The following is a 14,525-nucleotide window of genomic DNA, read 5'->3' on the forward strand; positions in this document are numbered from 1 at the left end:
CCCCGCTGGTCCGGCGCGACAGTCCCATCATCGGCGCATCCCGGGGCCCCTCCGTCCGACTCCGGGCGGAGTCGAGGCGGATTTCGCACTGCGGGTAGCCCGGACCGCGACTCAGGGTTGACCCTGATCCGGCCGACCGTCGAACGCTTTCCCACGGCCGTCGCCCAACCTGCACCGTGACGCCGCGTGAGGGTCAACCCCACCGTGCCGTCGCTGGTGACGGTAGGTGACGGAAGCAACGGCGCCGTCGCCCGACGGCGACTCCCCGGGACGCGCTGGACGCGCCTCTGGTGGACCTGCCGGGCACCCGCAGCGGTCAGCGTCGTGCCGGGTGAGCGCGTCCGAGGGCGCCGGCCCGGCCCCACCGACCCGGGATGTTGAGCAGTTCCATCCGGCCCATGCCCGTGGGCACGGCCGGTCTGGTCACGAGGTGGTTCCCACGCGGCTCCATTCCGAGCATGGTCCGCAGCAACAGCAAGGGGGTGCCGGTGGACCACGCCTGTGGACTGCACGCCGTGGGGTACAGCACCGGGTACCGGGTCAGCGTCCGGTCGTATCCGCCGAAGGCCTCCGGCAATCTGCCGTCGAAGAACTCGGCGGCGTCGATGATGCCCTCGGCGATGCGTCCTGCCTCGTGGGCGAAGCCGTAGCGCCGAAGGCCCCAGGCGATGAACGCGTTGTCGAAGGGCCAGACGGCGCCGACGTGGTAGCCGATGGGGTTGTACCGTCCCTGTCCCTCGGCCAGGGTGCGTACGCCCCAGCCGGAGAACAGTCGAGGGCCGAGCAGGTGCTCGGCGATCTTCGCGGCCCGGGATTCTTCGACGATCCCGCTCCACAGGAGGTGTCCGATGTTCGAGGAGAGCGCGTCGACCTGGCGACCGTCGCCGTCGAGAGCGAGGGCGTAGTATTCGCCGTCCTCGACCCAGAAGTCCTGGTTGAAGCGCTGCTTGAGCTCCGCCGCCTCCCGTTCCAGCCGGTCGGCGTATGCCGGGTCGTTCCAGAACTCGCGGGCCAGCCGGGCGCCGCGGATCTTGGCGTCGTAGGCGTAGCCCTGCAGCTCACAGGTGGCGCGGGGCAGACCGGCCAGCCTCCCGTCCCGGAAGCAGATCGAGTCCCAGGAGTCCTTCCAGCACTGGTTCTCCAACCCGTTCTTCTCGTTGCGGCGCCGGTACCATACGTAGCCGTCGCCCATGATGTCGCCGTACTCGTCGATCCAGTGCAGCGCGGCTCTCGCGGCACGCTCGAGCATCCGCACGGTGGCGGCGTCTCCGGTCCACCGCTCGTACTCGTCGAGCAGGATCAGGTAGAGCGGGGTGGAGTCGGCGCTGCCGTAGTACGGCGAGTGGGGCTGCTCCTCGAAGCCGATCGTCTCCCCGTACCGGAGTTCGTGCAGTATCTTCCCCGGCTCCTCCTCGCGGAAGTCGTCGAGGACGACGCCCTGCAACAGCGCCAGCAGGCGCAGCGTCGTGACCGCCAGTTCCGGCACGAACGGCAGCGCCTGCAGGCTGGTGAAGATGCTGTCCCGGCCGAAGATCGCCATGAACCACGGCAGGCCGGCGGCGGGCAGGGCATGTCCGCCGCCGGTCAGCGGCATGAAGCGCAGCGCGGCGAGATCGGACAGGCTGCGCCGGTAGGTCATCGCCAACGCGGGGGAGTCGCAGGTCAGACGGGGGGCCTCCGCGAGCCAACGGTCCAGGTCCTGCCGCATCTGCCCGCGGGCCCGACCGGGCGTGCCCTGCAGATTCTCCCGAAGATCACGTCCGTCCACGCCCAGGGTCTGCACGTGGATGTCGGTGACCCACTCCCCGTGCGGTTCGAGCCGGACATCGTACGTCAACCCCCGCTCGTCGATCTGCGCCGGCTCCGTGGAGGAGACCAACGTCTCCCGGTGGAACGTCTCCCGCCGATAGCCGAGCCGCAGGCGCCCGTCCTCGATCCGGGCGTAGTGCCCGCCCTTCTTGTTGCGTACGTCCTTGATCTCGAAAAGGTCGGCGAAATCGCTCTCGATGTCGATCCGGATCCGCAGGTCGACGGGCCCGGGTTCGTGGTTGATCACGGTCAGCCGCTCGTCGAAGCTCGCGCCGATCGAGCGCTCGCGAATGGCCGACACGCTGATGTCCACCAGCGGAGTCAGGACGGTCGGGACGACGAAGAATCGGCTCTCGAAGTACTCAACCTCCTCAACGGTGAGGGCGTTGACCCGTTCACCGTTGATGGAGAGGATCCATTTCGACAGGAACCGGGTGTCGAACGAGAAGAAGCCGGTCGGGATGGCCGGCGACGCGTCGATGTCGCCGCTCTCCTCACTGACCACGAACGTGTTGCCGTCCAGCAGTCGAACGAGTCCGTCGCTCATGCCGGTCCGCTCTCCCGGGGGGCGAACTCCCGGGGGTGCTGTGCACCGGGTGGCCCCGGCATCACCCGCTGGAGGAAACGGGCAAGCCGCACGTCACCTTCGGCCCTGAGTTCGTTACGCACCCACGCCGCGTAGATGTGCGACCTGCCGGTGACGATGCGGTCGAAGGCCGCTCTGCTGCCCCTGAGCACGCAGTCGGCCCCGGTCTCCTCCCGCGAGACGTGGACATCGCCGTGTCTGATCATCAGCAACCAGTGGTCGACCTCGTGGTCCTCTTCGAGGTCGAACCGGATGGTGCCGACGGCGTCCTCGAGGAGGGGTTCGTGGCCCCGCCGGCCGAGCGCGTCGAAGAAGTTCGCGGTGGGATTCGACATGAGTCTCCTCCGGTAGGTCCCCGAGCCCGGACGAGCAGCCACCCTCACGATGACCGGTGGCGGCGTACCGCCGCATCACCCGCACCGGGTGAGATATCCAGGTCCTCCGGGAGTGGCCCGACGATCTCATCCGTTCCGGGTGAGGTCAGGGCACCACCATCTGAGCGATGCTCATCGTGGTCGCGATTCTTCTGCCCGGGGGTGGTGGTGCCATGTCGGAGACGACCCGGAGATTCTTCGACGCGCTCGAACGACACGGCCACGAACGCGTCCTGAAGAAGACGAACGGCACCATCCGGTTCGACCTGGAACAGGACCAGGAGGTCGACCACTGGTTCGTGGAGATCCGCGGGGGTGCCGTCCGCGTGTCACAACGGGACGCCGACGCCGACGCCGTCATTCGTGCGGACAGTGCCTTCTTCGACCGCATGGTCCGTGGCGAGGCCAAACCGCTCCCGGCGTGGCTGAGGAACGAGATGACGAGTGAGGGAAAATTCCGATTCATCGTCCTGCTGGAGCGGCTCTTCGCACCTCCCCCCGGGGCGCGACATCCGCGAGACGTCGTCCGTGACCGTGGGCGGCGCGGATGAAGACGGACCTGATCAGGATCCTCGACGGCAACATCTTCGTGCTGAGCGACGGCAGTGGCGACCTGGAGGCGAAGCCCAACGGGCCGTCCGGGTTCTACTCGTTCGACACCCGGTTCCTGTCCCTGTGGCGGCTGACCCTCAACGGTGAACGGCTGAGCCCACTCGCCCGGGACCACCCATCCTATTTCGAGGTGCGATTCTTCCTGGTGCCCGGCGCACCCACCCACTACGTCGACGCGAAGGTGTCGGTGATCCGGGAGCGGTCGGTGGCCGGTAGCTTCGAGGAGCAGTTGACGGTGCTCAACCACTCCGGCGAAGCGGCCGAGATCACCGTCCGCCTGGAGGCGGACTCCGACTTCGTGCCGCTGATCGTGGCGGCACACGGGCGTACGCCGAAGGGGCGGCTGTACCGGCGCGTCGAGAACGGCCGGCTGTATCTCGGCTACCAGCGCGAAGCGTTCCGGCGGGAGACGGTCATCTCCTCCACCACCGATCCGGCGCAGGTCGACGAACGGGGGCTGACGTACCGGATCCGGATCGAACCGCACGGCCGGTGGAGCACGACGCTGCACGTCCGTGGCCTGGTGCTGCGCCCGGACGGTGAGGACGTCCGGGAGCATGTCCATCCCGGCCGCCGCCGGCGGGACAGGTCCCGGCTCGAGCGGGACCTCCAACAGTGGCTCGGCGCGGCTCCGCAGCTGATCTGCGACTGGGAGCCACTGGAGAGGACGTACCGGCGGACCATGGTCGATCTCGCCGCGCTGGGGTACTCGCCGCTGACGCTGCCGACCGAGGCGCTGCCCGCGGCGGGGCTGCCGTGGAGCGCGACCATCGCCGGCCGGGAAGCCATCTTCGCCAGCCTGCAGGCGTTGCCGTTCGCGCCGGGCCTCGCCCATGCCGCCCTGCACATGCTCGGCATCGACCAGGGCGCGGTGCTCGACGACTTCCGGGACGAGGAGCCCGGCAAGATCCTGCGGGAGTTCCGCTACGGGGAACTGGTCGCGTTCGAGGAACGCCCACAGTCGCCGTACTACGGCGCCGCCGACATCACCCCGCTCTACGTGATCCTGCTCGACGAGTACGAGCGGTGGACCGGAGATGCCGATACGGTGCGGGAGTTCGAGGACGAGGCGCGGGCGGCCCTGCACTGGATTGACGAGTACGGCGACATCATGGGCGACGGCTACGTCTGGTACCAGCGCCGCAACGAACGAACCGGGCTGGAGAACCAGTGCTGGAAGGAATCTCCCAACGCGATCTCCTTCCGGGACGGCAGGCTGGCCGGTCTGCCCCGCGCCACCTGTGAGCTGCAGGGCTACGCCTACGACGCCAAGATCCGCGGCGCCCGGCTGGCCCGACAGTTCTGGAACGACCCCGACTACGCCGACCGGCTCGAACGCGAAGCGGCCGAACTCAAGCAACGCTTCAACCACGACTTCTGGGTCACCGACGGCGAGTACTACGCCCTCGCCCTCGACGGCGACGGCCACCAGGTCGACGCCCTCTCCTCCAACATCGGCCACCTGCTGTGGAGCGGCATCGTCGAAGAATCCCGGGCCGCGAAGATCGCCGAGCACCTGCTCGGCCCCCGCCTCTTCTCCGGCTGGGGAGTACGCACCCTCGCCGAGGGGGAGGGCCGCTACAACCCGCTCGGGTACCACGTCGGCACGGTGTGGCCCTCCGACAACTCCTTTATCGCCTGGGGGCTACGCCGCTACGGCTTCGCCCACGAAGCGGGCCGCATCGCCGAGGGGATCATCGACGCGTCGCACCACTTCCAGGGCCGGCCGCCGGAGGCCTTCGGCGGCTTCGACCGCGAGTTGACCCGGGGCCCCGTCCCGTACCCGACGGCCAACAGTCCCCAGGCCGAAGCCACGGGAGCACCCCTGCTGCTGGTGCGCACTCTGCTCGGTCTCGAGCCGTACGGGGACGATCTGGTGGTCGAGCCGGCGTTGCCCGAGCGGTTCGGCCGCATCGAACTGCTCGACATCCCGGGACGGTGGGGCCGGGTCGACGCCATCGGCAGCGTGGATCGGCGCGGCGAGGAGACGGACCGGCAGACCAGCCTGGCCACGTCGCCACGCGAAGCGTGACGAGCGATCACCATTGCGGGCGGACCAGCCGCGTGGCCACGCCGGCACCGTCCCGACCGGCTCCACCGGAATCCTGGCGGCGTGCACCCGGAAGCCGCTGCCGGAGCGCGATCATCCGTAGGGTCCCACCGTGGGGGCCGACCCGTTCGTTCCGGCATGCCCACCATCCGTGCCCGATCCGGTCGGGCCGCGACGTGTCCCGCACGACCAGCGCCTCGATCCCGGTCAGGCCGGGCCACGGGGCCAGCTCGGCGACCGGCTCCGCCTCGGTACGCAGCACGTCCAGCAGCCGGCGCAGCATCTTCGGCTGGTGTCCCCCGGGCCGGCGGCCACCCTCCCGTATTCATGCGGGGTGGACGTGCTCCCTATTCGTCCGCGCCCGGTGCGGCGGGGTTGGAGCGGGCGTCGCGCAGCGGGTCGGCGGCGGCCGAGCGGTCCGGGAACGGCGGCGGGGTCCCACCGAAGCTGGGGCAGTGCGCCTGATGGCTGCACCAGTCGCAGAGCCGGCTCGGTCGGGGACGGAAGTCCTGCCGCTGGGTGGCCTGCTCGATCGCCTGCCAGAGTGCCACCACCGTGCGCTCGAAGCGCAGCAGCTCGTCGGCGTCCGGGGAGTAGTCACAGACCTCGGCGTCCTTGAGGTAGAGCAGGCGCAGCACCCGCGGCACCACGCCCCGGGTGCGCCACAGCACCAGCGCGTAGAACTTCAGCTGGAACAGCGCCCGGGCCTCGAACGCCTCCCGTGGCGCACCGCCGGTCTTGTAGTCGACCACCCGCAGCGCGCCGTCCGGCGCCACGTCCAACCGGTCCAGGTAGCCCCGGATCAGGAGCTCCCCGTCGACGACCGCGGAGATCAGGCTCTCCCGCTCGGCCGGCTCCAGGCGCCGCGGGTCCTCCACCGCGAAGTAGCCCTCCAGCAGCGCGGCGGCCGACCGCAGGAACGCGGCGGCGGCCTCCTCGTCACCGTCGGCGAACAGCCCGGCGAGCTCCGGCTGCTCGGTGACCAGCCGGTCCCACTGCGGGGACACCAGGTCACCGGCGGCGGTCGGGGTGCGCCCGGTTGCCGGCAGGTCGAACAGCCGCTCCAGCACCGCGTGCACCAGCGTGCCCCGGGCCTGCTCGACGCTCGGCTTCTCGGGCAGCCGGTCGATGCTGCGGAACCGGTAGAGCAGCGGGCACGTCTTGAAGTCCGCCGCGCGCGACGGCGACAGCGACGCCCGCACCGTCGCCGGCACCTCCGCCGGGAGCGCGGGCTGCTGTGTCGTCACCGGTTCCGCCGTCATGTCCGGAAGGTTAGGACACCGGTCCGACAGCATCCCCGTCGCCGCTCCGGTTCGTGATCTCCCGCCGCGTAGCATCGGGCCGGTGGAACGGACGAGACGCGCACCCCGCCGGACCGACCGGCGCCCCGGCGTGACCGTGGGCCGGGTGTTCGGCGTGCCGCTGCACCTCAACGGCTCCATGGTGCTGCTGGCGCTGCTGGTCACGGTGATGTACGCGGAGTTCGCCCGCCGCCAGCTCGACCTGCCGCAGGCCGCCGGCTACCTGATCGGCTTCGCCTTCGTCGTCTCCCTGCTCGGCTCGGTGCTGCTGCACGAACTGGGCCACGCGCTGACCGCCCGCCGGTACGGCATCGGCGTGCGCGGGATCACCCTGGAACTGCTCGGCGGCTACACCGAGATGGACCGCGACGCCCCGTCGCCGCGCGTCGACCTGCTGGTGTCGCTGGCCGGCCCGGCCGTGTCCGCGGTGCTCGGCGTGGTCGCCGTCGCCGCCACCCTGGCGCTGCCCGACCGGACGCTGCTCAACCAGCTCGCCTTCCAGTTGGCCGTCAGCAACGTCATCGTCGCGCTGTTCAACATCCTGCCGGGGCTGCCCCTGGACGGCGGGCGGGCGCTGCGCGCGGTCGTCTGGGCGGTGACCGCCGACCGCCACCGCGCGACCGAGATCGCCGGGTGGGTGGGTCGCGGCATCGCCGTCGGCACCGTGCTGCTGGTCACCGTGCTCACCGTCAACCGGTTCCTCGCGCCGCTGGCGCTCCCGCTGATGCTGCTGGTCGCGTTCACCCTGTGGCGGGGCGCCGGGCAGTCCATCCGGGTGGCCCGGGTCAGCCGCCGGCTGCCCCTGATCGACCTGTCCCGCCTGGCCCGCCCGGTGCTGACCGTACCGACCGGCACCCCCCTCGCCGAGGCGCAGCGCCGCCGCGACACCGGGCCCCAGCCGGGCGCCGCCCTGGTCGTGTCGGACTCCACCGGCCGCCCGATCGGCCTGGTCGACCCGGCGGCGGCCGGAGCCGTGCCCGTCGAGCGGCGCCCCTGGCTGGCGGTCGACGCGGTGTCCCGGTCGCTGGCCGGTCTGCCCACCATGCCGGTCGGACTGGACGGGGAGCGGGTCATGGAGACCGTCCAGGCCCACCCGGGCGCACAGTACGTCGTGACGGCAGGCGAAGATGTCGTCGGCATCCTGCACATCGCGGATCTGGCTCAGCTCCTCGAACCTCACCGGAAGATGAACACGTGACCGCAACTCCCTCCGCCGCCCCGGTCGACCCGGGCACCCCCGCCGACGTCCCGGCGCCGCCCCCCGTGCACCGCGGGCCGTTCCGTGTCGGCGACCGGGTGCAGCTGACCGATCCCAAGGGGCGGATGCACACGGTCACCCTGGAACCCGGCAAGGAGTTCCACACCCACCGGGGCATCCTCAAGCACGACGCGCTCATCGGGCTGCCCGACGGCAGCGTGGTGACCACCTCCGGCGGCGGCACCGCCTTCCTCGCGCTGCGCCCGCTGCTGTCGGACTACGTGCTGTCCATGCCCCGCGGCGCGCAGGTGATCTACCCGAAGGACTCGGCCCAGATCGTCGCCATGGGCGACATCTTCCCCGGCGCGAAGGTCCTGGAGGCCGGCGCCGGTTCCGGCGCGCTGAGCTGCTCGCTGCTGCGGGCCGTCGGCACCACCGGCGAGCTGCACTCGTTCGAGCTGCGCGACGACTTCGCCCAGATCGCCAAGCGCAACGTCGAGGCCTTCTTCAACGGCCCGCACCCCGCCTGGCGCCTGCACGTCGGCGACGTCGCCCAGTGCACCGAGACCGGCTTCGACCGGATCATCCTCGACATGCTCACCCCCTGGGAGACCCTCGACATGGTCGAGCGGGCGCTCGTGCCCGGCGGCGTCTTCATCGGGTACGTGGCCACCACCCCGCAGCTGTCCGAGCTGGTGGAGGCCCTGCGGGAACGGGGCGGCTGGACCGAACCCCGCGCCTGGGAGTCGCTGGTGCGGGACTGGCACGCCGAGGGCCTGGCCGTCCGGCCCGACCACCGCATGATCGCCCACACCGCGTTCCTGGTCTCCGCGCGTAAGCTCGCGCCCGGGGTCCTCGCCCCGCCGCGCCGGCGCAAGCCCAGCAAGGGCGTCGAGGCGTACGAGCAGCGCCGGGCGGTGCTGCGCGAGGCGGAGGCGGCCCGCCAGGCGGCTGCCGCCCAGGCCGCCGAGGCGGAGCCCGCGACGGCGGGGGAGACGGACCGGCCGTGACGGCGGAAGGCGGCGGCCGGGCATGACGGTGCGGACCCCGCCGGCGTACGCGGGCCGGCGGCACGAGTGCGGGGAGGCGGCATGACCCGGCCCGGCTTCGGCGGCGGCGACCTGCCGGCGGTGTTCCCGGACTGGTCGCCCTACCAGGACCTCGAGTCGGCGGCACGCGCCTACCTGCGCGACCCCGACGTGGCCCTCGAGGCGCTCGGCGGGGTGCTGCGGGGCGCCTCCGTGCTCGGATTCACCCTGGAACGCTTCGTCAACGAGGTCAACGGCGTGTGGCAGGAGGTCGTCGTCTGCGACGGCAGCCGACTGATCCTCTGGCACGGCGAGGACGTGCCGCCCGGTGAGGGCCCACCCGGCTCGATGACCTCCTCGCTGCGGGTGGTCCCGGTCAGCACCGTCACCGAGGTGGGCTGCCGGCGCCGGCTGACCCGCGACGACGACGGCGGGATCCGCGTCGACAGCATCGACGTCTACCTGCTGCTGACCTCGCTCGACGAGGCCCCGCCCACCGAGGAGGTCGTCGGCGGGCCCCGCCACGACGCGCTGCGCTTCGGCAAGACCCTCGACGACGGCGGCGCCGGGCAGATCGCCCGCCTGGAGGAGTTCGCCCGGCTGGTGGCCTCGGTGGTCGGCCGACCGATGCTCTGACACACGCCCGTCGGCGGGGCCGGTCGATGCCGGGTCGGCCCCGCGGTGGGGCAGCTCGACACACCGCGACCGCTGGACCGCGGCCGTCAGTCCTCGGCCTCCGGGCCGGCCACCTCGACGCCGTCGCTGCCGCGCACGACGTGGATGCAGTCGCCCGGGCACTCCTTCGCCGAGTCGATCACCTCGAGGCGCAGGTGCTCGGGCACGTCCACGCGGGCGCCCGGCGCCTGGAGCAGCTCACCGTCGGGGCCCTTCACGTACGCCAGGCCGTCGACGTCGAACTCGAACACCTCCGGCGCGTACTGCACGCAGAGCCCGTCACCCGTGCAGAGATCCTGGTCCACCCAGACCTGCAGCTGGTCGGTCGCGACCTCGGCCACCGGTGCACCCCCCATGTTCTCCCGTCCCACGCCTCGACGGTACCCGAACGCCCGTTCCGGCCCGCCGACCCACCCTTGGCGATCAAGGTTCGGTGACGAGGGCGTTGCGTGGGACCGAATCGGCCTCATAGCGGCTAGTGTTAGGGCAGAACGTTCAAGCCCCCCGGGGAGGTGGGACGTGGCACGCAGCGACGACGCGGACTCGCGCGCCGCACGGTGGGAGAAGGAGGCCCACGATCTCTCCACGCAGGTCGCGTTCCTTCAAGAGGAACTCGCTCTGGTGCGGCGCAAGTTGACCGAAAGCCCCCGACACGTCCGGCAGCTCGAAGAGCGGCTGGCGGCCACCCAGGCACAGTTGGCGCGGCTGACCGAGAACAACGACCGGCTGGTGAGCACCCTCAAGGAGGCTCGCGCGCAGATCGTGACGCTCAAGGAGGAGATCGACCGCCTCGCGCAACCGCCGAGTGGCTACGGCGTCTTCCTGGCCCGGCACGACGACGGCACGGTGGACGTGTTCACCGGCGGTCGCAAGCTCCGGGTCGCGGTCTCGCCCTCGCTCGACGTGGACGAGCTGCAACGTGGCCAGGAGGTCCTGCTCAACGACGCGCTCAACATCGTCGACGCGTTCGGTTTCGAGCGGGTCGGCGAGGTGGTGATGCTCAAGGAGATCCTCGCCGGTCCCGACGGAGCGGCCGGTGACCGGGCGCTGGTGGTCTCCCACTCCGACGAGGAGCGGATCGTCCACCTCGCCGACACCCTGATCGGCACGCCGATCCGCGCCGGCGACTCGCTCATGATCGAGCCCCGCTCGGCGTACGCGTACGAGCGGATCCCGAAGAGCGAGGTCGAGGAGCTGGTCCTGGAGGAGGTGCCCGACGTCGACTACACCGACATCGGCGGCCTCCAGTCGCAGATCGAGCAGATCCGCGACGCGGTGGAGCTGCCCTTCCTGCACGCCGACCTGTTCCGTGAGCACCAGCTCCGCCCGCCGAAGGGCATCCTGCTCTACGGCCCGCCCGGCTGCGGCAAGACGCTGATCGCCAAGGCGGTGGCCAACTCGCTGGCGAAGAAGATCGCCGAGCGGATGGGCAAGGAGAGGCACACCAGCTTCTTCCTCAACATCAAGGGCCCGGAGCTGCTCAACAAGTACGTCGGTGAGACCGAGCGGCACATCCGGCTGATCTTCCAGCGGGCGCGGGAGAAGGCCGGCGAGGGCACGCCGGTGATCGTGTTCTTCGACGAGATGGACTCGATCTTCCGGACCCGTGGCTCGGGTGTCTCCTCCGACGTGGAAAACACGATCGTCCCCCAGCTGCTCAGCGAGATCGACGGTGTCGAGGGCCTGGAGAACGTCATCGTCATCGGCGCCTCCAACCGGGAGGACATGATCGACCCGGCCATCCTGCGCCCCGGCCGGCTCGACGTGAAGATCAAGATCGAGCGGCCGGACGCCGAGGCCGCGAAGGACATCTTCTCCAAGTACATCCTCTCCGGGCTGCCCCTGCACCCGGACGACCTGGCCGAACACGGCGGCGACCCTCAGGCCACCGTGGCGGCCATGATCGACGCGGTCGTGCTGCGGATGTACTCGGAGACCGAGGAGAACCGCTTCCTCGAGGTCACCTACGCCAACGGCGACAAGGAAGTCCTGTACTTCAAGGACTTCAACTCCGGCGCGATGATCCAGAACATCGTCGACCGGGGCAAGAAGATGGCCATCAAGGAGTTCCTCACCTCCGGTCGCAAGGGCCTCCGGCTCCAGCACCTCCTCGACGCCTGCGTCGACGAGTTCCGGGAGAACGAGGACCTTCCCAACACCACCAACCCCGACGACTGGGCCCGCATCTCCGGCAAGAAGGGCGAGCGGATCGTCTACATCCGCACGCTCGTCTCCGGAGGCAAGGGCGCCGAGGCCGGCCGGTCCATCGAGACCGCCAGCAACACCGGCCAGTACCTGTAGCCGACGTCGGCGACGGCGGGGCGGCGCCATCCGGGGCCGCCCCGCCGTTCCGGTTTTCCGGACGACGTGAAGCGGCTCCAGCCGCTAGGGTCCTCGGCGTGCGACGACGACTCATTCCCGCCCTTGCCCTCGGCCTCACCGCGCTGCTCACCGGCTGCGGCACGGACACCGACTCGCCGGCCGGCGCCGCGCCCAGTCCCTCGTCCACGGCCAGCAGCGCCGCCGTCGACCCGGTCGCCGCCATCACCGGCAGCCTCGCCCGCAGCGTCCGTGAGCCGGTGCGCATGGACGTGACCATGGGCGTCGGCGGCCAGTCCCTGCGCCTGGAGGCGGCCGTCGACCCGGCCACCGAGGAGATGACGGTGGAGATGAGCGGACCCGAGTCCTTCACCCTGATCGTGTCCAAGGACGCCGTCTACCTGAAGGACGAGACCGAGGACGACGCCTGGATGAAGCTCGACCGTGCTCGGCTCAAGCCGGGCGGCCCACTGTCCCAGGGCCTCGACATCGAGTCGCAGGCCGGCATCCTCGGTGGCGTCGTCTCCGCCCAGCCGGCGGGCGACGGGCGCTACACCGGCATCGCCGACCTCCACAAGGCGGCCGCCGCGGCCGGTAGCGACGACCAGCGCGAGTCCCTCGGGAGCATCGCCAAGCTGGTCAAGCAGCCCTCCGCGGTGCCGTTCGAAGCCTCGATCGACGCCGAGGGTCGGCTGACCGCCCTCAGCTACACCGTCGACATGCCCACCGGATCGATGAAGACCGAGATGACGCTGCACAGCTTCGGCGAGCCGGTGACCATCACGCCACCCCCGGCCTCCCAGACCGAGGATGCGCCGGACTCGTCGTACGCCTTCTTCTGATCCCACGGCGACCCGGCGGTGCGCGCGACCGCCCGCGGGCCCGGCGCGCCACCTACCGTCGAAGCGGCGACTACGCTCGACGTGACGGGGACCGGTCGGGCGAGGGAATGCGGGTAGGTCGATGAGCGTAAGACGGATCATGGGCACCGAGGTCGAGTACGGCATCTCCGTGCCCGGCCAGGCCGGAGCCAACCCGATGGTCACCTCGTCGCAGGTGGTCAATGCCTACGGGGCACGCCCGGAACTCACCCGCGGTGGACGCGCCCGCTGGGACTACGAGGAGGAGTCGCCGCTGCGCGACGCCCGCGGCTTCACCTACTCCGGTGCCGCCTACGACCCGGCGGAGGCGCTCGCCGACGAGGATCTCGGCCTGGCCAACGTGATACTCACCAACGGTGCCCGCCTCTACGTCGACCACGCCCACCCGGAGTACTCCACTCCGGAGGTGACCAACCCGCGGGACGTGGTCCGCTGGGACAAGGCGGGGGAGCGGGTGATGGCCGAGGCGTCCCGCCGGGCCGCCACCATTCCGGGCACCCAGCCGATCCACCTCTACAAGAACAACACCGACAACAAGGGCGCGAGCTACGGCGCCCACGAGAACTACCTGATGCGCCGGCAGACGCCCTTCGCCGACATCGTCGCGTACCTGACGCCGTTCTTCGTCACCCGGCAGATCGTCTGCGGCGCCGGCCGTGTCGGCATCGGCCAGGACGGCGGGCAGACCGGCTTCCAGATCTCCCAGCGCGCCGACTTCTTCGAGGTCGAGGTGGGGTTGGAGACCACCCTCAAGCGGCCGATCATCAACACCCGCGACGAGCCGCACGCCGACGCCGACAAGTACCGCCGGCTGCACGTCATCATCGGCGACGCCAACCTGTCGGAGATCTCCACGTACCTCAAGGTGGGCACCACCGCGCTGATCCTCACCATGATCGAGGAGAAGGCGCTCGGCCCCGACTTCGGCATCGCCGACCCGGTCAGCGAGCTGCGCGCGGTCAGCCACGACCCGTCGCTGAAGCACCTCATGCGGCTGCGCGACGGGCGCCGGCTCACCGCCCTGGACGTGCAGTGGGCTTACCTGGAGCGGGTGCGCTCCTTCGTGGACGACCGGTACGGCGACGACGTCGACGAGCAGACCACCGACGTGCTGGACCGGTGGGAGGACGTCCTGGACAAGCTCGGCCGCGACGCGTTCCTCTGCGCCGACCAACTGGACTGGGTGGCGAAGCTGCGGCTGCTGGAGGGCTACCGGGAGCGGGAGAAGCTGGGCTGGGGCTCGCATAAGCTGCAACTGGTCGACCTGCAGTACTCCGACGTCCGCCCGGAGAAGGGCCTCTACCACCGGCTGGTGTCCCGGGGCGCGATGAAGACGCTGCTGACCGACGACGAGACCCGTCGGGCGATGACCGAGCCGCCGGAGGACACCCGGGCGTACTTCCGGGGTCGCTGCCTGGCCCAGTACGCCTCCGAGGTGGTCGCGGCGAGCTGGGACTCGGTCATCTTCGACGTGGGCCGGGAGTCGCTGGTCCGGGTGCCGATGATGGAGCCGGAGCGGGGCACCCGCAAGCACGTCGGGGCGCTCTTCGACCGCTGCGAGAGCGCCAAGGACCTCCTGGAGACGCTGACCGGCGGCTGAGCCCCCGTCGTCGTCTCCCTCGTACGCCGGAAACGATCTGCCCGTCGGCGCCGCAAGCGGCGCGCGGCGGGCTTTTCGTCGTTCGCGCGAGG

Annotated in this window: 13 protein-coding genes; 8 read left to right on the plus strand and 5 right to left on the minus strand. The window is 70.8% G+C overall.

The annotated features are described in order from the left end of the window. Positions 1-316: 316 nt before the first annotated feature. Complete coding sequence (locus ACIBR0_RS18565; RefSeq protein ID WP_396717105.1) at positions 317-2,356, minus strand: glycogen debranching N-terminal domain-containing protein; 2,040 nt, start codon at positions 2,354-2,356, stop codon at positions 317-319. Then, a complete protein-coding gene (locus ACIBR0_RS18570) occupies positions 2,353-2,730 on the minus strand; it encodes an SCP2 sterol-binding domain-containing protein (RefSeq protein WP_396717107.1) in 378 nt (125 codons plus the stop codon). The genes ACIBR0_RS18565 and ACIBR0_RS18570 overlap by 4 nt, the downstream gene beginning before the upstream one ends. A gap of 167 nt (positions 2,731-2,897) precedes the next feature. On the opposite strand from ACIBR0_RS18570, the gene ACIBR0_RS18575 reads away from it, so the two are divergent. Further along, complete coding sequence (locus ACIBR0_RS18575; protein ID WP_396717109.1) at positions 2,898-3,320, plus strand: SCP2 sterol-binding domain-containing protein; 423 nt, start codon at positions 2,898-2,900, stop codon at positions 3,318-3,320. Beyond that, positions 3,317-5,413, plus strand: a complete 2,097-nt coding sequence (locus ACIBR0_RS18580; RefSeq protein WP_396717111.1) for a glycogen debranching N-terminal domain-containing protein — start codon at positions 3,317-3,319, stop codon at positions 5,411-5,413. Before ACIBR0_RS18575 ends, ACIBR0_RS18580 begins: the two co-directional genes overlap by 4 nt. 7 nt (positions 5,414-5,420) lie before the next feature. Here the strand turns inward: ACIBR0_RS18580 and ACIBR0_RS18585 are convergent, their stop codons facing one another. Continuing rightward, positions 5,421-5,714, minus strand: a complete 294-nt coding sequence (locus ACIBR0_RS18585; protein WP_396717113.1) for a hypothetical protein — start codon at positions 5,712-5,714, stop codon at positions 5,421-5,423. 64 nt (positions 5,715-5,778) lie between these two features. Further along, positions 5,779-6,693 carry a RecB family exonuclease gene (locus ACIBR0_RS18590; protein WP_396717115.1) on the minus strand — a complete coding sequence of 305 codons (915 nt, stop codon included), beginning with the start codon at positions 6,691-6,693 and terminating at the stop codon, positions 5,779-5,781. Between the two features lie 82 nt (positions 6,694-6,775). On the opposite strand from ACIBR0_RS18590, the gene ACIBR0_RS18595 reads away from it, so the two are divergent. The 3 genes from ACIBR0_RS18595 to ACIBR0_RS18605 all read left to right on the plus strand — a co-directional run bounded on the left by ACIBR0_RS18595 (position 6,776) and on the right by ACIBR0_RS18605 (position 9,594). Then, positions 6,776-7,930: a site-2 protease family protein gene (locus ACIBR0_RS18595; protein ID WP_396717117.1), complete on the plus strand. Its 1,155-nt coding sequence runs from the start codon at positions 6,776-6,778 to the stop codon at positions 7,928-7,930. Next, on the plus strand, positions 7,927-8,940 hold the full coding sequence (locus tag ACIBR0_RS18600; protein WP_396717119.1) for a tRNA (adenine-N1)-methyltransferase: 1,014 nt from the start codon (positions 7,927-7,929) through the stop codon (positions 8,938-8,940). The genes ACIBR0_RS18595 and ACIBR0_RS18600 overlap by 4 nt, the downstream gene beginning before the upstream one ends. Positions 8,941-9,021: 81 nt before the next feature. After that, positions 9,022-9,594 (plus strand): hypothetical protein, encoded by a 573-nt coding sequence (locus tag ACIBR0_RS18605; protein ID WP_396717120.1) that lies wholly within the window; start codon positions 9,022-9,024, stop codon positions 9,592-9,594. A gap of 86 nt (positions 9,595-9,680) precedes the next feature. Here ACIBR0_RS18605 and ACIBR0_RS18610 read toward each other — a convergent pair whose 3' ends face one another. Further along, positions 9,681-9,974 (minus strand): ferredoxin, encoded by a 294-nt coding sequence (locus ACIBR0_RS18610; RefSeq protein WP_396717401.1) that lies wholly within the window; start codon positions 9,972-9,974, stop codon positions 9,681-9,683. A 178-nt stretch (positions 9,975-10,152) separates the two neighbouring features. Here ACIBR0_RS18610 and arc point away from each other — a divergent pair, with 178 nt between their 5' ends. From arc to dop, 3 genes are all read left to right on the plus strand, one after another. Then, entirely contained in the window at positions 10,153-11,934 is a 1,782-nt protein-coding gene (gene arc, locus ACIBR0_RS18615; RefSeq protein WP_357036102.1) for a proteasome ATPase, read from the plus strand. Between the two features lie 98 nt (positions 11,935-12,032). Further along, a complete protein-coding gene (locus tag ACIBR0_RS18620) occupies positions 12,033-12,794 on the plus strand; it encodes a hypothetical protein (RefSeq protein WP_396717122.1) in 762 nt (253 codons plus the stop codon). A 121-nt stretch (positions 12,795-12,915) separates the two neighbouring features. Then, positions 12,916-14,433 (plus strand): depupylase/deamidase Dop, encoded by a 1,518-nt coding sequence (gene dop, locus ACIBR0_RS18625; RefSeq protein ID WP_396717123.1) that lies wholly within the window; start codon positions 12,916-12,918, stop codon positions 14,431-14,433. The last annotated feature ends 92 nt before the right edge of the window (positions 14,434-14,525 follow it).

It is taken from the genome of Micromonospora sp. NPDC049497, from assembly GCF_044465805.1.
Taxonomy (GTDB): domain Bacteria; phylum Actinomycetota; class Actinomycetes; order Mycobacteriales; family Micromonosporaceae; genus Micromonospora.